Raw genomic sequence first — 21,210 nt, 5'->3', positions numbered from 1 at the left:
GCTTGTGAGAAAAAGCGCCTCAAACATACGCCTGAATGCTTAGTAACGATACTGCCACAGCAGCCCAACACTACTGCCCGGATCGTTTTCCGGGGTGGTAAAGCCTGTTACGGTGCCACCTGTGCCCACGGTTGTGTTCAGCTTGAGATGTTTTGTCAGGTCAACCTGCACCTGTGCCTGTGTGCCAGAGCCAGAAGTGGCCTGCTTGGCACCTACGTAAACACCTTTCATCACATATTTACCGGCCTCAACACTGGTACCGCCATTCCCCACGCCAGAACCGCCGCCAATAGCCAAACGATCCAGATGCAAGGTTTTGCGAATAGTGCCCATTGGGTCAAACGGTGTAAGCCCAGTAAGGGTGGCAAGTGCCGTGCCCAATTCCACCATCTGCGTGGAGGAGAGAGAGTGCGCATCCGTGCCAAATAGCAGCATGGCCAATACCTGATCCTGCGGCAACGGCGGCATGGATTCAAACGTAATCTTGGGCGCGCTGGCATACCCGCCCACCTTCAGCATAGCCGTTTGGCCCTGCACGGCACGGTCGGCCTCAAAATCCAACGTGGGGTCCATTTTATGGCCAACGCCAGAGCCATTGAAAGCCACCCGCCCCTTGGTGAAGTTAAGTGAAATACCAGCCAGATCAAAGTTACCACGCTTGAGATCAAACCCTCCGCTAACCTGCGGAGCCTGCGTTGTGCCGCCAACTTTCAACTTGCCAGCCATTTCTGCATCCAAGCCATGCCCACGCACAAAGAACTTGCCCGGAGATGTCACGCTCAGGTTCAGCCCGATCACCGCGGCCTTGGTGCTTTCTACTTTGGCGGCTTCCGCCTGCTTTTGCTCATCACCAGGGCGCACAACATCAAGCCGCGCTACGGATGACGGCAAGGAATTGGGAATGTTAATTTCCACACGCCGCAAATCCACTGTGCCATCAACATCCATACGGGTTTGCACCTGCCCTTTTACGGCAATATCCGCGTTCATCACCGCTGTTAGCAGATCACTGGAAATGGGCCGGGCATCATGGGCCTGCAAACGAATATCCAGCGGCATGCCGGGGGAGCCAATGCCCACAAAGCCGGTGACGCCCAAATTGCCATCACCAGCCTTGGCCGTAAGGTTCTGAATAACGACCTTGTCGTTCTCGCCCACCACGCGGCCATTGATATTGGCCAGATGGAAGCCTTGGGCAAAATCCTGCACATCGGCATCGCGCAGATCCACCGTACCCGTTACACGGGGGGAGGACATGGAGCCCGCAACCAGCAGCGCCATTTGGGCTTGCCCCATGGCCTGCCGCGCCTGCGCGCCCAGAATGCCATTGGCAATGCTTAAATCCAGATTGCCATTTACGCGCAGGTTCATTGGCCCGGTTTTGTTCAGCGGGGCCGTGCCAGCCACATTCACGTTCAGCTTGGGCCCCGCACCTGCCGCCACCTGCACCTTGGCAGAACTACCAGCCAGATTGGCTGCGGCATCTAGATGCAATGGCGGAATGGAAGCCGCAGCAGAACTGCCAGCCATACGCAAATCACGCCCGGTAAGCTTAACCTGCCCTTGCGGTGCATTTAACGTACCCGCCACCTTGGCCTGAACGGAAACCGTGCCAGATGCCTTGAAATCTGGCGCAAACGGGTGTGCCAAGGCAGGCGTAAGATTACGAATATCCGCCGTAACAGCCAAAGAAGGCTTGATCTTGCCTGCAACATCAATGGTAGCAGGCTGGCTGCCTGCCGTTACCAACGTGGCCCGCAGCCGATCAACCCCCATAGTCTCCCCAAACGAGACCAATGCAGGCGCTAAAAGGCGCAATGTTTCCTGCTTGGCCGTGGCATTCAGGCGCTGCACTTTCACCTGTTTGGCAGGTAGGTTTAACAGGGCTGCGGTATCCAGTATCAATGGGCTGCCAGACCAGCTTGCTGGGCCCACCTGCGCAGTGAGCGCCATAGCGTTATCCGGCCCCTTGGCACTCAGACGCGCCTGCCCGGTTACGCCAGAAGCAGAAAGCCCCCCCAGTTTAAGCGTAAGATCAGCATTGGGATGAGCCGCCGGATCTTTTACCGTGCCGGCTAAAGCCAGAGAGCCAATTTTTACGCTGGGCATAGCCACGTTGCCATCCAGCTTAAGGGCAACCTGAGGTGTATCCGCCACCTGCGTAGTTTTAACAGAAGCTGCCAGCGCGCCAGAGATAGCCTGCCCAATAAGCGGACGAAAATCTGCCAAGCGCCCCACTTTCAGATCCAGCGTGCCCAGAGGCACCACCTCACCTGTAGGAAGAGAAAGCTGCCCCTGCCCGGCCACGCTGTTCCATGACAGTTTGCGAATATCAACCTGCCTGTCACCCTGTGCGCTTTGGGCCAAAGCCACATCCAACACCAATGGGGCGCGGTTAAGCGTGCCATTTGCCTGCACCGTGCCTTCTGGCGCAGTTGGCAAGTGCTGCACATTGGCATCCAGCGCTATGGGGCCGCGTGGCATGGTGGCAGTACCGGGGTCTCCCTTCGCATGCAGGGTGGCTGTAAAATCCTGCATCGGACCTTTGGCCTGCAAGGCCAGCGTGAGCGCCCCACGCAAGGAGGGTAACGCCCGCGCCAGATCTGTCAGCCCCAGATCAAACGCCAGATCCATATCGCGGCCCGTGTTTACCTGCCCGCCCCCTTTAAGATTAAGGGCACGGCCATCCACACTGAAGTTTTGCAGGTCAATCTGTTTAGCCGCTGGTAGCTTATCCTGCGCAGGCAAGGGCCGCATGGTGGCTGTAAGGGCAAACTTACCATCCGGCCCGATCAGCCCGGCTGCCTGAGGCTGCCCCCCTGTAATAGCCAGCGTGCCATCTGCTGTAAGGTGCGTATCTCCCTCCGGCTTTGCCGGAAGGTCAAACTGTGCGTTCATGCCCGCATGACCGCGCAAAGGCGTACCGGCCATTTCACCAAACGGTAGCAAATCGGGCAGCTTTAACGCTACCGTGCCACGCTGTGGCGCAGCAGACTGCACATTGCCAGAAAGATTCAGCAAAGGATGAGACAGCGTAAAAGCCAGCGGTTTGCCGGGCTTTTGTGGCTCTAACTGCGCATCAAGCTGCAACGGCGCAGATGCCAGCAATGTTGGCGCTTTGCCCGGCAGGCGCACACCATCTGCTGTTGCCACCACATGCAACAGATTGGCCATATCGGCACTGCCATTCTCACCTGAGAACTGAACTTTCAGCGTGCCCACACCTGCGCCAGATGCAGCAAGCTGATCAACCTGCACCTGTGCTGTGCCCAGCGGTGCTGCCATTTTACCATGCAACTGCGCCCCTAAATGGATGCCCCCCCACGCCAGATCGGGCGAGAGAGACATGGCGGGGGCATCTACTCCGGCATTCAGGTTACCAAGCTTTTCAGCCAGCAAATCCAGCACGCCATCTGCATGGGCTTTTATATCCCCAGCAGAAGCAGCAAAACCAAGCACAGCCACCGAAGGAGGGCCATTGATATCCAGCTTAAGCGCCAGAGGCACCAGTTGCGGCATTTTAAGGCGCGTGGCGGCAAAACCATCTGTGCCCTCGCTGGCATCCAGATGCAGGCCCAGCTTACCTTTGCTGGTGGTGGTTGCCAGATCAATCTGCCCGGCGGCATCCAGCCTTTTCAGATGCAGCGCAATATCCGCACCCGGCAAAGAAGGCAGACTTAACCCATTGATAACCGGATCAATATTGGATAACTGACCGCGCCCAGCCAAGGAAAAACTTGCCGGAGAACCCGCAAGCGCAGCCCCCACGTTAATACGCCCCACTGCAAGTTTGCGAATATCCACCCCCAGATGGAGCGCAGAAGGTGAGCTTTTGGAAGGCGTGGCTGGCTTGGCCGGATCAGACACAGGCAGGCGCGGAATATCCAGCTCATCTGCCGTAACGGCATAAATACGCGCTGTGCGCCCAATTATTGCCAGAGGTGACCAGTTAAGCGCCACGTTATGCAGCGTAAGCCAAGCACCCTGTTTATCGTGAATTTCCAGCGTATCCAGCCGGAAGTTATCGGGGAAACGCCCAGACATGCCCGAAAGCCCGATCATCCCGCCCGTAAGGGAGGATGTCTGGTGCATGAGCATTTTGCGGCCCGGCCCGGTATTGGCCCCCACCAGCAAAACAGCTACGGCAAGGCCCGTTATGCCAAGCAGAGAACCACCGGTTATAAGGGCAACACGCCCTACACGCCGCCACAGTGGGCGTGTAGGTTTATCTGGTGTGCGTGGCAAAATGGGTTCTGGCATATCGGCCATTAGAATGTCTCCCCAAGGCCGATATACAGATCCCACTTATCACCACGTGGGGCGCGGTTAAGAGGTACGGCAACATCCAGCCGGATGGGGCCAATAGGCGTATAATAACGTACACCCCCACCAGCACCCACGCGCAGCTTGCCCGTAAAGGGCAAACTGCTGCTGCCAACCTGACCGGCATCTATAAAACCGGCCATGCCTACGTTGCCTATAATTCTTTGGCGAAATTCTGCACTTCCTGCATCTAGCGAGGTTCCGCCAATAGCATAGCGCGTATTTTTATACTGCGGCCCCACCCCCTGCCAGCGGAAGCCTCTTACTGTAGAACTGCCCCCAGCATACAGGCGTTGATCTGGCGGAATATCCCACGTGCTGGCGCCCTGAATACTGCCAACCATGCCACGAAACGCCAGAACACTATTGCCGGGCTTGCTGATGCCCAGATGGTGCAGATCAAAGTATGTAGAGGCCGTGCCGTTCAGAATGGCAAAAAACGAGGTGCCGCTGCCCTTATTCCCCAAGGAAACGGATGGCGTAATGCTCATGCTGGCGCGTACGCCGTGTGTTGCGGGTTCGATAGGGTTTCCAACGCCTGTGTTATCAAACATGACGGAAAGTGGCGCAGAAATAATGGTGTAATCCCGCGTGACACCAAACTGCTCGATCTTTTCCTGCTCTGCCATCAACCCAAAGCTGCCGTTCCAGTTTTTAGCCAGCGGGCGTGTAATGCCGCCACGGATCAAAAATGCCGTTTGCCGGTAAGACCAGAACAACTGCCGCAGCCCTTCAATACGCGCACTTAGATTCTGATTGCGTTCCAGAAAATCGGGTTTGAAGAAATCTGCATACACATCATACCCCAAGCCTTGCTGGGCCGAGCCACCAAGCCCGGTAATAAGAGCTGTCAGCCGCAAACGCTCTGCATTGCCCAGCAGGTTATAATGTGTCCATGATCCGCCAGCACGCGCGCCCAAATCTGTGGAATATCCGCCCTCTGCCCCCACGGAATGCCGCTTGGCTTCCTTAAAGCTGAAATCCAGCGGCATGGTGCCATCTACCGCATAGGTGGAGGCATCCTGCACTGTTACGTTCGAAAACACCCCAACGGAGGCCAGATCCTGCCGTGCGTTTTCAATTTTAGAAGGCTGATAAAGCTGGCCTTCCTGCACTGTCATACGGCGGCGCACGAATTTTTCGTGCACCTGTTTCAGGCCGGTTGTGTCTATCTTACCAATATTTAGCACCGGGCCTGGCGTGACCGGATAGGTAATATTTAGCGTATGCGTAGTGGGTTCCAGAAAAGCCTTGGGCTTTTCCACTGTCGCCAGGGCGTGCCCATCTTCCCGCAGGGCGTCCATCAGGTTGCTGCCACCATCCAGCACGCTTTTGGCAACGGCTGGCTGGCCCGATGCAAGGCCAAAGGCTTTTTTCTGGGCATCTGTTAAAACAGGTGGTTTGCCAGTTTTACCATCCACCAGCGTAACGGTGCCCAGATGAAACAGCGGGCCTTTATCTACCTTCACCTCAGCCTGAATCTTTTCACCCGTCGGCACGGATTCGATCCATTGAGAAAGGGCGGGAGACATCCCGTCCATCTTCACGGCATCCTTGCCGCCATTCCGGCTGAGGGTGATATGCACTGTACCGGCGTAATAACCACAGCTTTCCAGCGCCGTGCGTAGCCGGTCATATTCATTCCGCACACGCCCGGCCAACGCAAATGGCCCCACCGCATGCGTGGACTGGAGAGACTGCAGATCAGATGAGCTTTTAATAGCCGTATCCAAATCTGCCTCTCCGGTCGGCACCAGTTTGGTGGTGTAAGGCTGTGGATCTGCCGCCCAAGACCAAGACAGGCAGGACGATGCCCCCCACAGGGCGGCACCAGCCAGAACACGATTCGCGGTGAGAGCAAGCCTGTTCAGCATGTTATTCTTGCGTGTCCTCACCAATAATCTGCCTGCCACCTATTTGCGGAAGTTCTGCTTACAAACCCTTTTATGCACATACCATGACAAAAATACGGTGCCGAAGCCGAAAACAGCTTCTGTTGCGCATAAATTGGGAGATGGATTGTCCCGCCAGCTAAAATCGCGGTAAGAGAGCGCATGCTTTTTCATTCCATCTGCGCCGCTGCCGGGCGCGTTTGTCCGACAGAGCTGTGTCTGGCAGAAATGAAACGATGACACCACGCCCGTCTGATCAAACCCATCCCCCCTATGCTTCCCCTAAAAAGAAGCCCAATGGCCTTTCCCCCTTACCTGCATGGGTGGAAGCTTATTTCCGCCGCACGGCAGATTTAAGGGCAGCCTTGCGCCTTGGTGCGCTGGTTGTCTGGGTGCCGCTATCTGTGGGTTTTGAAGCGTGCCTGCTGCTTGTGCCCGGCACGCCAAAAATCCGCTGGACGCGGGTTATCTGGGGCGTGCTGTGCCGTATTATCGGGTTGCAGATCCATGTTGTGGGGCAACGTGTGGGCACAGTGGGTGGCCTAAAAGCCCGCCAGCGGGGGGAACGCCCTGTTATCTATATTTGCAACCACATGTCTTGGTTGGATGTGCCTGTGCTGGGCACCATCCTTCCCTCCGTATTTGTGGCCAAGGGCGATATTGAAAAATGGCCCATCATGGGGTTGGTCTCACAAATCGGGCGCACCATTTTTGTCAGCCGCCAGCGCAGCACCACAGGCCGTGAGCGTGATGAAATGATCCGCCGCATGGTGGAGGGGGATAATCTGGTATTGTTCCCTGAAGGTACATCATCCGATGGCTCCCGCGTGTTGCCGTTTATGTCCGCCTTTTTTGCCATCGCAAAATTGCCACGCCTGAAGGAAGGCATGGATAAAAGCCTGCTGCCCATAACGTTTGAACCAGGCATGACGCCCCTTATCCAGCCCGTATCCCTTGTATATGACCGGCTGGAAGACCTGCCCATTTCCCGCCTCCGCCGCCCCGTGTTTTCATGGTACGGAGATATGGACCTTGGCCCCCATGTATGGGCCTTGCTGAAATGGAAGCGTTCCCGCGCAACTGTGTTGCTGCACGAACCGCTAGACCCAGATATGTTCCCCAGCCGCAAGGCTTTGGCACAGGCGGCATGGAAAGCCGTATCCATAGGGGCGGCAGAACTGCGCCAGAACCGCAAACCTACGGTTATCAAAGGCCGGTTTAACCCAGCCACTCTGCCTGCCAATTTTCTGCCGCCTTCTGTCAAGAAAGCCAAAAGGATACTTGACAGAACCGCCTGCTTTTTTGCTTCAATACGTATAAGACTTTAGGCAACAAACTAGGTGGCTGTTGCAAGCCACCAAACCCATAAGGAACATTCGGTCTGTTAACCGCCAGAATACTTTTTGGCCGTTCTTACCTTTCCACTATTCTCGCCTTGGTGAGAAAAGAGGCTTGACCTGCACGCGCTCTGGCCCGATTTCCTCCACCTGCCGCATGGAATGGGCCTGCGGCATAGCGGAGCGCCTGCCATCATGACCGGAACCCCAGCCAACACATCCCCTGCTCGTGGCCTGCACGTTATTACGTGGGGTTGCCAGATGAATGTGTATGATAGTGCACGTATGGGGGATGTTCTGCGGCCACTTGGCTATCAGCCTGTTGCCACGCCAGATGCAGCGGACATGATTATCCTGAACACCTGCCACATTAGAGATAGAGCGGCAGAAAAAGTGTTTTCAGAACTCGGTCGTCTGCGCAAGATCAAGGAAGCGCGGGAAACCGCCGGGCAGCAAACCATTATTGCCGTAGCCGGATGCGTAGCACAGGCAGAGGGGCAGGAAATTCTGGCCCGTGCGCCGTATGTGGATATTGTTCTGGGCCCGCAAACCTATCACCGCCTGCCAGAAATGGTGGCCCGTGCGGCCCGTGCAGGTGGCGCGGTTATTGAAACGGATTTTCCGGCAGAGCAGAAATTCGATTTTCTGCCAGAATCCGAAGCCCCACAGACCGCAGGAAATTACACGGCTTTCCTTACCATTCAGGAAGGGTGCGATAAATTCTGCTCCTTCTGTGTGGTACCTTACACACGCGGGGCAGAAAGCAGCCGCCCCGTGCTTTCCGTGCTGGCAGAAGCACGCCGTATGGTGGAAAGCGGTGTAAAGGATATCTGCCTGCTAGGGCAGAACGTAAATGCCTATCATGGTGAAGGCCCGGATGGCTCCACATGGGGCTTACCGCAACTGGCATATGAACTTGCCAAGCTGCCCGGCCTTTCCCGCATCCGTTACATGACATCCCACCCGCGGGACATGGATGATGCGCTGATAGCCGCCCACCGTGATCTGCCGGAGTTGATGCCGTTCCTGCATCTGCCGGTTCAGGCTGGGTCTGACCGTATTCTGCGTGCCATGAACCGTGGCCATACAGCAGATGAGTATCGGGATATCGTGCGCCGCCTGCGTGAAGCACGGCCCGACATGGCTCTTTCATCCGATTTCATTGTGGGCCACCCCGGTGAAACGGATGAGGATTTTGAAGCCACCATGCAGCTTGTGCGTGATGTGGGCTTTGCTTTGGCTTATTCCTTCAAATACTCCCCACGCCCCGGCACCCCTGCCGCAGGCGCTGGCATGCAGGTGCCAGAGGATGTGAAGGATGCCCGCTTGCAAGCTTTGCAGGCCCTGCTGCGTGAACAGCAGGATGCCTTTAATGCAACACTTGTGGGCAAAACCATTCCTGTTCTGTTTACCTCAGAAGGACGGAAACCGGGCCAGATAGCCGGGCGTTCTCCGTGGTTGCAGCCTGTGCATGTTTCTGGGCCCAAGCATCTGATTGGCAAGGAACTGCCCGTGCGTATTGTTGAACGCCTGACCAACTCCCTGTCCGGCGTTTTAGAAGAGGAGTGTGTGTCCGCTTGAGTAGCACGCGTATTTCCGCCTCACCCCGCATGGCAGCAGAAATGCCCCATGCCTCTGCTACCCTACAGTTTGAAGATAACACCCTTCTGGCGCGCCTTGTGGGAGACCACGATAAGCACTTACGCTGCTTGGAAGAAGGTTTGGAAGTGGAGGTTGCCCGGCGCGGCAACCGCATTTCCATTCAAGGTGAGCCTGAACAAACAGCCCGCACGCGTGCGGTGCTTGGCGTGCTGTACCAAAAACTGGCAGCAGGCGAAAACGTGGATATCAGCAGCATAGAGGCCGCCATACGCATGTCCCGCCCGCCCCAAAACACCACCAGCATTCTCCCCAACGCGCCACAGACCGCCCCGGAATTGGAAGGGGATCTCCCCCTTATCCGTATGCGGCATGGCAATATCGAACCCCGCTCCCCCGGTCAGGCCGCATATATGAAAGCCCTGGCCAAAAAGGAACTGGTGTTTGGCATTGGCCCAGCAGGCACGGGCAAAACCTATCTGGCCGTGGCGCAGGCGGTGGCCATGTTGCAGGCTGGCTCCATTGATCGGATTATTCTTTCCCGCCCGGCTGTGGAAGCGGGTGAGCGGCTGGGTTTTCTACCCGGAGATATGAAAGACAAAATCGACCCCTACCTGCGCCCACTGTACGACGCCCTTTACGATATGCTGCCAGGGGATCAGGTCGTGCGCCGTATGGCTTCGGGGGATATTGAGGTGGCTCCGCTGGCCTTTATGCGCGGGCGCACGCTTTCTCATGCCTTTGTTATTCTGGATGAAGCCCAGAACACCACCATTGCACAGATGAAGATGTTTCTTACCCGCCTTGGCCCCGGCTCTCGCATGGTGATTACGGGCGATCTTACGCAGATTGATCTGCCAGCAGGCACCACCTCCGGCCTACGTGATGCCGTAGAAACGCTTGAAAACGTAAAAGGAATTACTATTTCCCGCTTTGATTCAACAGATGTGGTGCGGCATAAGCTAGTCGCCCGCATTATTGAAGCCTATGATGCAAAGGCGACGGCTGTAAGGGATCCCTCCCATAGCAAGGGCCGTCAGGAGAAAAATGGAACCGCCAAGTAGCCCCGCCCATATCCCTATGCAGGATATGGATGCCCCAGAAAAAAGCCTGCCTTTTCAGGCTGTTTTTTCCGATGAGCAGAACGAAGGCCCTGAAATCCTTATCCGGGATAGGCGCTGGCGCTCTTATGTGCATAACCCGGAACAGTTGGTATGGCGCGCCTTGGCCGCTTGCTCAGAATATGGCGGCCTGCCCGATACTGTTGTTTTGGCAACAGATCGGGAGGTGCGAGAACTGAATGGCCGCCACCGTGGCAAGCAGCGCCCGACCAATGTGCTAACATTTGAACCTCCGCCCGGCATTAACGGCGGAGACATTATTCTGGCGCTGGAAACCGTGGTGCGTGAAGCCCGCAAAGCTGGCAAACCTGTTGCAGACCATCTTGCGCATTTGGTCATCCACGGCAGCCTTCATCTGGCTGGGTATGACCACCACCATCCTGGTGAAGCGCGCGAAATGGAAATGCTGGAATCCCGCCTGCTTTCGCGGCTCAGGGTTCCCAACCCTTGGAAACCCCGATCATGAGCGAACACGATTCCTCTTCAGACAAGCAGGAAGCCAATAGTCGCGGCCTGTTTTCCTTTTTCCACCGCAAAAAACATCAGACAGACCTGCGCAGCTCCATTGCCGCGCTTGTGCAGCAGGCTGCGGATGAACCAGAAGACTCTGCAACAGGTGAAAAACCGGAGCTAGACAGGCAAGAACGCGCACTTATTGCCAACGTACTGCGCCTGCGCAACATTTCCGCCGATGATGTGATGGTACCACGCGCCGATATTGTGGCCATGCCGGTTTCCATCAGTCTGGACGAAGCATTGGCCATGATGCGGCGGGAAAACCATTCCCGCATGCCAGTTTATCGGGATCAGTTGGATGATATTGTAGGCATGATCCATGTGAAGGATCTGATTGCCTATGTTGGCACCAGCGAGGCCTTTAATCTGGAAGTGCTTTTGCGCCAGCCGCTGATGATTGCCCCCCAAATTCCGGTGCTGGATCTGCTGTTACAGATGCGCCAGCGCCAGACCCACATGGCGCTTGTGATTGATGAATACGGCGGCATTGATGGTTTGGTAACCATTGAAGATCTGATTGAAACCATTGTGGGTGACATTTCAGATGAGCATGATGAGCCTGCCATTGTCATGATCACCCCACGGCCTGATGGGTCTTTCGATATAGATGCACGCTGCCCGATTGAAGAGTTTGAAAAAACCATCGGCCCCATTCTGACCGAGAGTGAAAGAGAGGCCGAAATTGAAACCATTGGCGGGCTTGTGTTCCGCATGGCAGGGCATGTCCCTACCCGTGGTGAAGTGCTGACGCATGAAAATGGCTATCTCTTCCGCGTGCTAGATGCAGATGCCCGGCACATCCGCCGTGTGCGCGTGCGCAAGCTAACCGAACAGTCTGCAACACCTACTCTGGCTGAAACATCTGCTACTACGGATAAATCTGTGGGTTGACGGCAGAGCAAATCTGCCGTCATGCCTTTAACCGCTTATGATTTGCACCCATTAAGGGAGACCGGATTTCCATGTCTTTCACCCGCCGTTCCATTTTAGCTGCCGGAAGTCTGGCCGTTGCCTCCACTGCCCTGCGCGGTATCTCTTTAGCGGCAGATGCCACAGATACACGCTTCACCCCGCGTGAACTGGGCAACCCGAACGCCAAAATTGTTGTGGAAGAATGGTTCTCCCTTACCTGCATTCATTGTGCGCATTTTGCAGAAAACACCTTTCCGCAGGTGCAGAAAGAACTGATCGATACCGGGAAAATCCGCTACGTTTTTCATGATTTCCCCACAGATCAGCTCGCAACAGTTGCCGCCATGGTCGCCCGCACCCTGCCACCAGAACGGTATGAGCCTTTCTGCTCCTCCCTGCTTTCCAGCCTAGACCGCTGGGCCTACACCAAGGAAGGCAACCCAAAGGATGAGCTCAAGAAAATGGCCGCCTTTGCTGGTATGCCGGGCGATACGTTTGAAAAAGCCATTGCTGATCAACAACTCATGCAGTTCATTCTAAACCAGCAGACCGAAGCGCAGGACAAATTCCATTTTGATTCCACCCCCACTTTCCGCTTCAACAATAAAGAGCAGGTGTCCAGCGCGCTAACTTACGATGACTTTGCCAAGTATTTGGCAAAAGCCAGCTAAGCTTACGCATGCTCTCCTAAGCCCGCGCACCTTACCTGCATGACAGTTCGTTTTGTTCGTCTGCGCATTGTCGGATTCAAAAGCTTTGCGGATCCGGTAACGGTAGAAATCCTACCCGGGCTGACAGGTATTGTCGGCCCCAATGGGTGTGGCAAATCCAATGTGGTGGAAGCCCTGCGCTGGGTTATGGGCGAATCTTCTGCCCGTTCCCTCCGTGGGGGGGAAATGGATGACCTTATTTTTGCAGGCACCACAGGCCGCCCCGCCCGATCTTTAGCCGAAGTAACTGTTACGCTGGAAGGCACCAAGGGTTTTGGCCCTGCCGCCTTTGCAGATATGGACGAACTGCAAATTACCCGCCGGGCAGAACGCGGGTCTGGCAGTGATTACCGCATAAATGGTCGGCCCGTACGTGCGCGAGATGTGCAAACCCTATTTGCCGATCTGGCATCTGGCGCACGTTCTTCCGCCATGGTGAGCCAAGGCCGCGTGGCCATGCTGGTAGGCGCTCGGCCAGAAGAACGCCGTACCATTTTGGAAGAAGCCGCAGGCATTACCGGCCTGCACGCCCGCAGGCATGAAGCAGAACTCAAGCTGCGTGCCACAGAATCCAACCTGACACGCGCAGAAGACCGCCGCCAGCAACTCTCAGACAGGCTGGATGGGCTAGCCGAACAATCGCGCGATGCCAGCCGCTACCGAGAGCTTTCTGCTGCGTTACGAGAAGCCGAAACAGAACTTCTGGCCGTATTACATGCACGTGCCCGATTGGCTGTAGAACGCGCGATTGATAACGCCGCACGCGCCCGCAAAGCCCTAACCGAACATGAAGAAGCCGCGGAAAGCGCGGTGGTTGCCGAGTTTGAAGCCAATAAGGTTTTGCCCGGAACCAGAGAAAAAGCTGATGCAGCCCGCACCGCGCTGGAACGGTGCCGTGTGCTGGCCGAAGGCGTTGCACGGGAAGAAGAACGCGCCGCCACACAGGCCAATGATGCAGCAGAACGCCTAAAACAGCATGAAGCAGACGCAGACGCGGCCAAAACCCGGCTGGATGATGCCACTGCAACACTTGAACGCCTACAAGCTGAAAAAGCAGAAACAGAAGCCAACATTATCTCACTCCCTGCCCGTACGGCAGAGACAGAGGCAAAGCAACAGGCTCTTACAAAAGAACTGGCAGAAACAGAGCAGAAGCTCACCCAGTTAACCGCAGACCTGAACACCGCACGCGCCGCCCATGAACGTGCAGCAGAAAATCTAACAACCGCACAAAATCACCATGCCCGTATTGCGGCTGCATACACCGCATTACAGGCAGAATTGACATTACTAGAGCAGCAACTGCCGGATTCTGAGGCCATTCAAGCAACACAAAAATCTGTCGAAGAAGCCCAAACCGCTTTTCAGAATGCCAAAACCACATTGGATGCGGCGGAGCGCACGCGATCTGAATGCAATGTGGCGCTTTCCGTTGCGCGCAATAATGCACAAGCAGCAGAACAAGCGCTCACCGAACTGCGGCGCACTCTGGAACAAGCACGCTCTCGGCTGGATTCTCTCAAGGCTGATCTCGCCCAAGCGGAAAAACGTCATGCCGATACGCTGGCCGCTTTGGTTGAAGAAAGCATCCGAACCCAGCTTAAGCAGGAAACCGAATCTGCCTTTCAAGCCGTGCACGCTGCCCGTGAAGCGCTGGAAAAAGCTGAAACAGAACGGCTAACCACCAATACAGCCCTAACTGATGCCAGCCGCGCCGCGCAGGAAGCTGAAGCCCAGCGCCGCAATGCAGAAAACAACCTGCGGGCTGCCGAATCCTCTTTCAAACGCGCAACGCAGGAAGCCCAAACCCTTACGCAAGCGCTGGAAAAGGCACAGGCAGACGCCCCGCCTGAAGATGCGCTCAAGCAAGCGCGGGAACAACGCGCCACACAAGAACAGGCCCTGCAAACAATTGTGCAGGCGCTTGAAACAACAGAGCACAACCTGCAACACCATCGGCAGGAACAAACACAAACTCAGCAACAGCTTACCACTCTGCAAGCCGAACTCACCCGCCTGCGTGCGCAAGCTGAAGGCTTGGCCGAAGCACTGGGGAATGAGAAAGAAGCCTCGGCTGAGCCCATATCCGCTCAGATCACCGTTCCCGAGGAATACGAAGTTGCGCTGGCTGTAGCGCTTACAGATGGGTTGGACGCCCCCGCGGCAGACAATGCCCCGCGCGGCTGGCATTTGCTAAAAGATGCCGCTACCGCACCTCTGCCCGGCAAAGCTGTTGCGCTTAAATCCGTTATTACGGCACCGCCAGAACTGAACAGAGTGCTGGCATATACTGGCGTTTTACCCGATGGCACAGATGGTACCAGCTTGCAGGCACAACTTTTGCCGGGGCAATGCTTGGTTTCTCGCGCCGGAGATTTATGGCGGTGGGATGGTTTTTACACCCGCGCGGGTGAACCCGATTCTTCTGCCCGCAGGCTGGCCCAACGCCGTATTCTGCGCGAAACCTCAGCCCGCATTGCGGAAATGGAACAGCATGTTCCGCAAACTGAGCAAAAAGCTGTAGCCGCCCGCGCCAATGTACAGGCCGGGGAAAAGCTAGCGCAGGAACAGCGCATAGAACGCAGCAAGCTAGAACAAAACCTGCAAAAAGCCCGTACGCAGGAATCTGATCTGGAACGCCAGCACACATCGTTCCGGGCACGGTTAGATGCGCTGCGTCCGCAGCAGGAACGCGCGCTTGCCGCCAAAACAGAAGCCGAATCTGCCTTGGCAACGGCCACAGCAGCACAACAGAATCTGCCCCCCGCTCAAAGCTTTCAACAAGCCCTCGCCACCGCGCGGGAACAACATGCAGCCGCACAAAAAGCGGAGCAGGACTGCCGCACAGCCCTTAAACTGGCAGAACAGACCTTCCAACGTGCGCAGCAAAAGCAGACCCAAACAGAAAACCAGCACACAGCCGCCACAACGCGGCTGGAAACACTGGCGCCAGAACGCCTCCGCCTCCGCCAGAATCTGGAAGCCGAAGAAGCCAACGTTCTTGAACTTGAGCAGCGGTTAACATCTGCCCAAACAGAAAACGCCACAGCGGTGGCCCTGAAAGACGCACAAAACAATCTGGAACAGGCGCAACAGGCCTTTCAAACAGCCACATCCACCTTTGCCCAAGCCGAAAAAGCTGCTCAAGACACCATCCAACAGCAGCAAAAAATACAGGAGCAGGCCCTTACGCTGCGCAGCCGAATTGCCGCCCTAACCCCTCGGCTAAAAGAATTGCAGCAAGAACAGCAGGACTCCCAAGATAAACTCACAGCCGCCACACAAACGGAAGCCCAAACAGCCGCAGATCTGCCACAGGATGCCGAGGAAACACTCGCCCAGTTGCACACACAACGCGCGGCTCTTACCAGTCAGCTAGAAGCAACGCGTGAACTGCGCGCCACCCTTCAGGCCGAATCCTCAACGCTGGAAACACGCCTGACATCTCTTGTGGCCGCAGCAGAAGAATGGGGCCAACGCGCCACCACAGCGCGCACAGAAGCCGAGAACGCAGCCCAACGCGTGAAGACAGCACGTAATGAGCACACCAAGGTTTCAGAACTTCCGGCCGAAGCGCAACGCCAGAAACAGCAAACCCTTTCAGCACTGGAAGAAGCCGAAGCAGCCTATGCACAGGCAGATAAAATACGCGCTGAAGCCGAAGCTGCATTAAACGCCGCCAATGAACAACGCCGCCGTACAGAATCTGAGCTGAACACTGCGCGTGAAAACCTGCTGAAAGCCGATGCTAAAAGTGAGCAGGCACAGGCTATTCTGGATCAACTTTTGGCCGATACCCCTGCCCCGCCGCGTCAACCCACGGGGGATCTGACAGAAGCGGCTGAAAGCTCCCTACGCCGCAAAATCTCTCGCCTCACGCGTGAACGCGAGGATATGGGGCCAGTCAACCTGCGTGCAGAAATTGAAGCCGAAGAGGCATCTACCCAAGCGCGCACACTGGCAGATGAGATTGCAGATCTAGAAGCCGCCATTAGCCGCTTGCGTGGTTCCATCGGCACACTAAATAAAGAAGGACGTGAACGGCTGATGGCCGTGTTTACGCAGGTGGATCACCACTTCCAGTCCTTGTTCACCCGCATGTTTGGCGGTGGGCGTGCGCATCTGGGGCTTGTGGGCAGTGATGATCCGCTGGAAGCAGGGCTGGAAATTTACGCCCAGCCACCGGGTAAAAAGCTTGCTACACTTTCCCTTCTCTCTGGGGGTGAACAAGCTTTAACCGCATTGTCATTGATTTTCGCGGTTTTCCGCTGTAACCCTGCACCAGTATGCGTTCTTGACGAAGTGGACGCACCGCTGGATGATGCCAATGTAGGCCGGTTTAGCGCCCTACTTGGTGATATGGTAACCGAAGCGGGAACCCGTTTTCTGGTGGTAACCCACCATCAGTTAACTATGGCCCATATGGATCACCTGTTTGGTGTCACCATGCAGGAGCGAGGCGTAAGCCGCGTGCTTTCAGTTGATCTGGCACGGGCTGCTTCCATGGCTGGCCAGAATGATAAGGAAGAACCGAATGTCGCATCCTGAAAAGGCGGCTGACATCTCTGTGCAACAGAGCAGCAAGTCTTCTCGTGGCTGCTTTAAAAAGATCGCTCTGGCTGTTGGGCTGTGCGTAGCCGTGGGCACAACACTGGTTGTGCAACACTCCAAGGCCTATGGCATTATGGCGCGCATCCATCATGGGCTGATTGTTTGCACACCGGGTACAGGGCTTGTAACCACCCCGGTTTCCACCTCCTCACCTCATAATGGCGTGCCCTCCATGCTACGGTTGGAACTTGCCAATGGGCCGGATGGCCGGATTATGGTGGAACCCGGCTCTAATGAGCTAGAAGGCGTGCTGGCCTCTGCCCACCACTCCAACACACTGCTGATGCTGGATATCAACAGCGCCAGTGCCGATAATGTGGTAAAGCTGGTACGCAAAACCCGGATGCGGGATAGGGTTATTCTGGTGCCTTCAGATCATAAGGACACAGAAACCGTTCTGCATGCCGATTCCAAAATTATGGTGGCCATTCCCGTGCATTCCGAGCGCGATGCCTATGCTGCCCACAAACTGGCAGGCCACCATCCTTATGCCGCCTACCTTTCGCCTTCTGCCGCACCATATTTGTTTGCCCTGACACACCGCGATGCCGAAGCTATTATTACGGATAATCCGGACACACCCAAAAGCTCCACCAGTGAGTTTCTGGCTGAACGCCCTGTGGATATCATGATTACTCAACAGCCCACACAAATGGCTGATACAACCACCAATAAAAGCTAAGCGTAAAAAAGGCTTCTTCCCACCTCTGTTAAAGATGCAGGAAGAAGCCAGAAAAAAGAGGTAGAAAACCTACCTCTTCTTCTTTTTACGCAGGCATCATGGTGCCTGTTTCAATAAACCGCTGATGCCAGGAAAGGGCTTCCGTCAGCAAGTGTGGTGTATGCTTGCCAAAGGAGTTCTTGAGCGCACGGTCAAAGTAATCCTGCAACATGGGCCGGTAATCTGGGTGTGCGCACTTAGAAATAATTTCACGCGCACGCTGCACGGGTGAAAGCCCACGCAAATCTGCCAGACCCTGCTCGGTTACAAAGATCTGCGCATCCTGCATGATGTGATCCACATGCGCAGCCATAGGCACAATGGCAGAAATCTTGCCACCTTTGGCCGTGGAGGGAGACAGGAAGATGGATAGATAGGAACTGCGGGCAAAATCTCCCGAACCCCCAATACCATTCATCATCTTGGAACCCATCACGCGGGTAGAATTTACGTTGCCGTAAATATCTGCCTCAATCATGCCGTTCATGGCAATACAGCCTAAACGGCGGATAATGCCGGGGCTGTTGCTCACATCCTGCTGGCGCAGAATGATCTTGCTCCGGAAGAAATCCATACGGTTATTGATTTCTTCCGCCGCTTCCGGGCTGAGTGAGAAAGATGTGGCAGAGGCAATACGCATACGGCCAGAATCCAGCATAGCCAACATGCCATCCTGAATGACCTCACTATACCCGACCAAATTTTCAAACGGGCCTTCCTTCAGCCCTTCCAGCACGGCATTGGCCACATTGCCCACGCCAGACTGAAGCGGCAGAAGTGATGGCGGCAGCCGGTTCTGTTTGACTTCATGCCCAAAGAAATCAAGCAGGTAGCCTGCAATAGCCTTGGCTGTTTCATCCGGCGCAGCAAATGGGGCGTTTCTGTCCCTATCATTCGTGCGCACAATGGCAGCAATTTTGTCTGGGTTTACACGTAAAACCGTACCACCCACGCGCTGGTCTGCCCGTACAATCGGCACAATATCACGCGTTGGCGCACCGCTTACGTTGCCATCCCAGATATCATGAATGCCTTCCAGCGCCGGATTCTGCCATTCATTCACTTCAATAATGACTTTGTCAGCCAGATTGAGGAATGTCTGGGAGTTGCCGACAGAAGATGTAGGCACAATACCGCCATCTTCCGTAATGGCTGTAGCTTCCACCAGAGCAATGTTGAACTTGCCGTAATTGCCCTGAATGGCGCGGCCAGCTACCTGCCCCAGATGGTTATCAAAATATTCTGTCTCACCCGAATTAATACGGTTGCGCATGGTGGCATCCGTATTGAATGGTGAGCGGAAATAAACCCCGTTGGCCTTTGCCAGTTCACCATCCAACTGTGGGCCGGTAGAGGCACCCGTAATCAGGCTGATCTGGTATTTCTCACCCCGATCATGCGCAGCCTCCATTCGGCGGGCCAGCGCCTTGGGTACTTCCTTGGGGTAGCCTGCACCAGTAAAGCCACTGGTGCCCACCACATCACCGTGTTTAATCAACTCGGATGCGGTTTCTGCCGGACATACTTTACTGCGCAGCGCGACGTTCCGAATGCGCTCTGTCATGAGAGGGCTTCCTGTTCTTTTTCAAGCTGTTCCGAATTCCCGAAAGCACAGACCACCAAGAAGGCGCGGCTGCAACTGTTTGAAGCCGTTCCAGCACATTCTTCTACCTGTGGCATGTTATCCTTCCGTTTCAGGCTGTTTTCAAAAACCCGATTGCCCGTATAACGTAAGCGCAAACAGATCGTGCTGGCGCGTCACATACTTGTGCACGATCTGGGGGCAAATGAAAAAAAACTTGCTGTTCCAGTTCCTGTTTGATCTCGAAAAGCCTACATGGAAGTAAGGAAATAACGGATTAAAACACCATGCTTGAACTGCTTCCCCCTGACGGAAACGTGAAAGATACAATGCGAAACGGACTCCGCATTGTGGGGGACGTGCATGGAGATCTGGACGCTTTCCGCCATGCTGTTGCCACAGACCGCTTTGTGATTCAGCTAGGTGATCTTGTAGATTACGGGCCAGACAGCGCAGGTGTATTGCGGCTGATGTTGCAGGTTATGCACGAAAAACGGGGGCTGTTTTTAATTGGCAACCATGATCGCAAACTTGGCCGCGCCCTTATGGGTAAGCGTTTGCGCTCTACCCCTCATTTAGAAGAAACACTGGCACAGCTTTATCAGCCAGAAAATACCGATGTCTTGCATGCCCTTTTGCCCGTGCTGGAAAACGCCCCGGCATGGCTGGTGATGGGCCAGACCGTTTTTGTGCACGGCGCGTTTGACCCACGCATGCTGATGGAACCACCTCCGCCGCCATTAGGCCGCGTTACCTATCTGCTTTCTCGCGCTTTGTTTGGAGAAACAACAAACCGCATGCAGCCAGATGGATACCCCGAACGCACACTAAATTGGGTAAACACCATTCCCGCAGGGTACACCATTTATTGCGGGCATGATCAGCGCTCCACCAATGGCTGCCCGCTGGCCATTCCGGGCCGTTCTGGCGGTCAGGCCATTTTTGTAGATACGGGCGCTGGCAAAGGGGGACATCTGGCATGGCTAGACCTGCCCCCACCTTTTGTGGAAAAAGCCTGAGCAGACTTTACCAACCACAGCGCATTTTACAGGCGCTGGTGCATATTCTGACAGAACCGGAACAGCATGACCGTGACAGACGACCAGTCCATCTCCCCCACTCAGGCCCTTCAGGACCTGCGCTGCAGCATAGACAACATCGATTCCGCCTTGGTTTCCATGCTGGCTGAACGCTTCCGTTGCACCAAGGCTGTGGGGGCACTTAAAGCACGCTACAACATGCCACCAGCAGACCCAGCGCGTGAGGCCCAGCAGATTGCCCGCCTGCGCAAACTGGCAGAAGATGCGCATCTGGATCCGGATTTTGCTGAAAAGTTCCTGAACTTCATTATCCATGAAGTTATCCGGCACCATGAGGCCATCGCACGGCAAACAGCCGAAGCCCCCAAGGCATAAGGCCTACGCATGCGCCGCCTTGTTCTGCTTCGCCATGCTGAATCAGCTTCCGCCCCGTTAGGAGATTTCAGCCCTGAAGCTGATATGAACCGTCCCCTTACACCTGCGGGGCAAGAGGCGGCACGGCGTTGCGGGCATTGGCTGGCAGCGCACAGCATTGTTCCTGATAGTATTATATGCAGCCCGGCCTTACGCACACGGCAGACATTGGCTGGGGCAGTTATGGCTCTCCCGCCCACTCTCCCTCCGCCGGATTATTGTGCGGATATTTACGAAGCCACGCCCGAGGCTTTGTTGGCACACATTCAGCAGGTGCCTGATACAGCCCTTACCGTGCTGATGGTGGGGCATAATCCGGGTATTTCCTTATTAGCCCACCACTTAGGCTCAGGACCTATTAATTTATTGAACTGAGCGAGACGTTGTGATTCACAGGCTTACCAATGGAGGTGAGGCTGTGAGTGAGTTGTT

The 21,210-nt window shown here is 55.5% G+C and carries 14 protein-coding genes; 11 read left to right on the top strand and 3 right to left on the bottom strand.

Going from position 1 to position 21,210, the window contains the following annotated elements; all coding sequences use genetic code 11:
- Positions 1-39 precede the first annotated feature (39 nt).
- Together FKW31_RS00800 and FKW31_RS00795 are read right to left on the bottom strand one after the other, a co-directional pair.
- Positions 40-4,269 (bottom strand): translocation/assembly module TamB domain-containing protein, encoded by a 4,230-nt coding sequence (locus tag FKW31_RS00800; protein ID WP_150177163.1) that lies wholly within the window; start codon positions 4,267-4,269, stop codon positions 40-42.
- Complete coding sequence (locus FKW31_RS00795; RefSeq protein WP_035351488.1) at positions 4,269-6,197, bottom strand: autotransporter assembly complex family protein; 1,929 nt, start codon at positions 6,195-6,197, stop codon at positions 4,269-4,271. The genes FKW31_RS00800 and FKW31_RS00795 overlap by 1 nt, the downstream gene beginning before the upstream one ends.
- A gap of 254 nt (positions 6,198-6,451) precedes the next feature.
- Between FKW31_RS00795 and FKW31_RS00790 the strand changes: the two genes are divergently transcribed.
- The 8 genes from FKW31_RS00790 (at position 6,452) to FKW31_RS00755 (ending at position 17,703) form a co-directional block, all read left to right on the top strand.
- Positions 6,452-7,543 carry a 1-acyl-sn-glycerol-3-phosphate acyltransferase gene (locus FKW31_RS00790; RefSeq protein ID WP_035351490.1) on the top strand — a complete coding sequence of 364 codons (1,092 nt, stop codon included), beginning with the start codon at positions 6,452-6,454 and terminating at the stop codon, positions 7,541-7,543.
- A 171-nt stretch (positions 7,544-7,714) separates the two neighbouring features.
- Positions 7,715-9,133: a tRNA (N6-isopentenyl adenosine(37)-C2)-methylthiotransferase MiaB gene (gene miaB / locus FKW31_RS00785; protein ID WP_150177161.1), complete on the top strand. Its 1,419-nt coding sequence runs from the start codon at positions 7,715-7,717 to the stop codon at positions 9,131-9,133.
- Entirely contained in the window at positions 9,118-10,215 is a 1,098-nt protein-coding gene (locus FKW31_RS00780; protein ID WP_193562017.1) for a PhoH family protein, read from the top strand. Before miaB ends, FKW31_RS00780 begins: the two co-directional genes overlap by 16 nt.
- A 16-nt stretch (positions 10,216-10,231) precedes the next feature.
- Positions 10,232-10,738 carry an rRNA maturation RNase YbeY gene (gene ybeY, locus FKW31_RS00775; protein WP_035351755.1) on the top strand — a complete coding sequence of 169 codons (507 nt, stop codon included), beginning with the start codon at positions 10,232-10,234 and terminating at the stop codon, positions 10,736-10,738.
- The gene (locus FKW31_RS00770; RefSeq protein ID WP_035351492.1) at positions 10,735-11,679 is read left to right on the top strand and encodes a hemolysin family protein; all 945 of its coding nucleotides are present in this window, start codon (positions 10,735-10,737) and stop codon (positions 11,677-11,679) included. Before ybeY ends, FKW31_RS00770 begins: the two co-directional genes overlap by 4 nt.
- 71 nt (positions 11,680-11,750) lie before the next feature.
- Positions 11,751-12,371: a thioredoxin domain-containing protein gene (locus FKW31_RS00765; protein ID WP_006115154.1), complete on the top strand. Its 621-nt coding sequence runs from the start codon at positions 11,751-11,753 to the stop codon at positions 12,369-12,371.
- Positions 12,372-12,410: 39 nt separating this feature from the next.
- On the top strand, positions 12,411-16,958 hold the full coding sequence (locus FKW31_RS00760) for an AAA family ATPase (RefSeq protein ID WP_150177159.1): 4,548 nt from the start codon (positions 12,411-12,413) through the stop codon (positions 16,956-16,958).
- A complete protein-coding gene (locus FKW31_RS00755; RefSeq protein ID WP_035351494.1) occupies positions 16,945-17,703 on the top strand; it encodes a hypothetical protein in 759 nt (252 codons plus the stop codon). Before FKW31_RS00760 ends, FKW31_RS00755 begins: the two co-directional genes overlap by 14 nt.
- Before the next feature lie 85 nt (positions 17,704-17,788).
- Here the strand turns inward: FKW31_RS00755 and FKW31_RS00750 are convergent, their stop codons facing one another.
- Positions 17,789-19,306, bottom strand: a complete 1,518-nt coding sequence (locus FKW31_RS00750) for an acetyl-CoA hydrolase/transferase family protein (protein WP_006115151.1) — start codon at positions 19,304-19,306, stop codon at positions 17,789-17,791.
- Between the two features lie 305 nt (positions 19,307-19,611).
- Between FKW31_RS00750 and FKW31_RS00745 the strand changes: the two genes are divergently transcribed.
- From FKW31_RS00745 to FKW31_RS00735, 3 genes are all read left to right on the top strand, one after another.
- Complete coding sequence (locus tag FKW31_RS00745) at positions 19,612-20,343, top strand: metallophosphoesterase (RefSeq protein WP_006115150.1); 732 nt, start codon at positions 19,612-19,614, stop codon at positions 20,341-20,343.
- A gap of 66 nt (positions 20,344-20,409) precedes the next feature.
- The gene (locus FKW31_RS00740) at positions 20,410-20,739 is read left to right on the top strand and encodes a chorismate mutase (protein ID WP_006115149.1); all 330 of its coding nucleotides are present in this window, start codon (positions 20,410-20,412) and stop codon (positions 20,737-20,739) included.
- 9 nt (positions 20,740-20,748) lie between these two features.
- A complete protein-coding gene (locus FKW31_RS00735) occupies positions 20,749-21,153 on the top strand; it encodes a histidine phosphatase family protein (protein WP_238332708.1) in 405 nt (134 codons plus the stop codon).
- Positions 21,154-21,210 lie beyond the last annotated feature (57 nt).

Origin of the sequence: Acetobacter sp. DmW_136 (assembly GCF_008690365.1) — a bacterium.
Classification (GTDB): Bacteria; Pseudomonadota; Alphaproteobacteria; order Acetobacterales; family Acetobacteraceae; genus Acetobacter; species Acetobacter oryzifermentans.
The sequence above is the reverse complement of the archived record's forward strand: the minus strand, read 5'-3'. Positions and strand labels throughout refer to the sequence as shown.

Coding starts and splice junctions, on each gene's coding strand:
- ybeY (WP_035351755.1), top strand. CDS start 10,232: ATGCAGGATATGGATGCCCCAGAAAAAAGCCTGCCTTTTCAGGCTGTT.
- miaB (WP_150177161.1), top strand. CDS start 7,715: ATGGGCCTGCGGCATAGCGGAGCGCCTGCCATCATGACCGGAACCCCA.
- FKW31_RS00790 (WP_035351490.1), top strand. CDS start 6,452: ATGACACCACGCCCGTCTGATCAAACCCATCCCCCCTATGCTTCCCCT.
- FKW31_RS00760 (WP_150177159.1), top strand. CDS start 12,411: ATGACAGTTCGTTTTGTTCGTCTGCGCATTGTCGGATTCAAAAGCTTT.
- FKW31_RS00755 (WP_035351494.1), top strand. CDS start 16,945: ATGTCGCATCCTGAAAAGGCGGCTGACATCTCTGTGCAACAGAGCAGC.
- FKW31_RS00800 (WP_150177163.1), bottom strand. CDS start 4,269: ATGGCCGATATGCCAGAACCCATTTTGCCACGCACACCAGATAAACCT.
- FKW31_RS00795 (WP_035351488.1), bottom strand. CDS start 6,197: ATGCTGAACAGGCTTGCTCTCACCGCGAATCGTGTTCTGGCTGGTGCC.
- FKW31_RS00740 (WP_006115149.1), top strand. CDS start 20,410: ATGACCGTGACAGACGACCAGTCCATCTCCCCCACTCAGGCCCTTCAG.
- FKW31_RS00735 (WP_238332708.1), top strand. CDS start 20,749: ATGCGCCGCCTTGTTCTGCTTCGCCATGCTGAATCAGCTTCCGCCCCG.
- FKW31_RS00745 (WP_006115150.1), top strand. CDS start 19,612: ATGCTTGAACTGCTTCCCCCTGACGGAAACGTGAAAGATACAATGCGA.
- FKW31_RS00770 (WP_035351492.1), top strand. CDS start 10,735: ATGAGCGAACACGATTCCTCTTCAGACAAGCAGGAAGCCAATAGTCGC.
- FKW31_RS00750 (WP_006115151.1), bottom strand. CDS start 19,306: ATGACAGAGCGCATTCGGAACGTCGCGCTGCGCAGTAAAGTATGTCCG.
- FKW31_RS00765 (WP_006115154.1), top strand. CDS start 11,751: ATGTCTTTCACCCGCCGTTCCATTTTAGCTGCCGGAAGTCTGGCCGTT.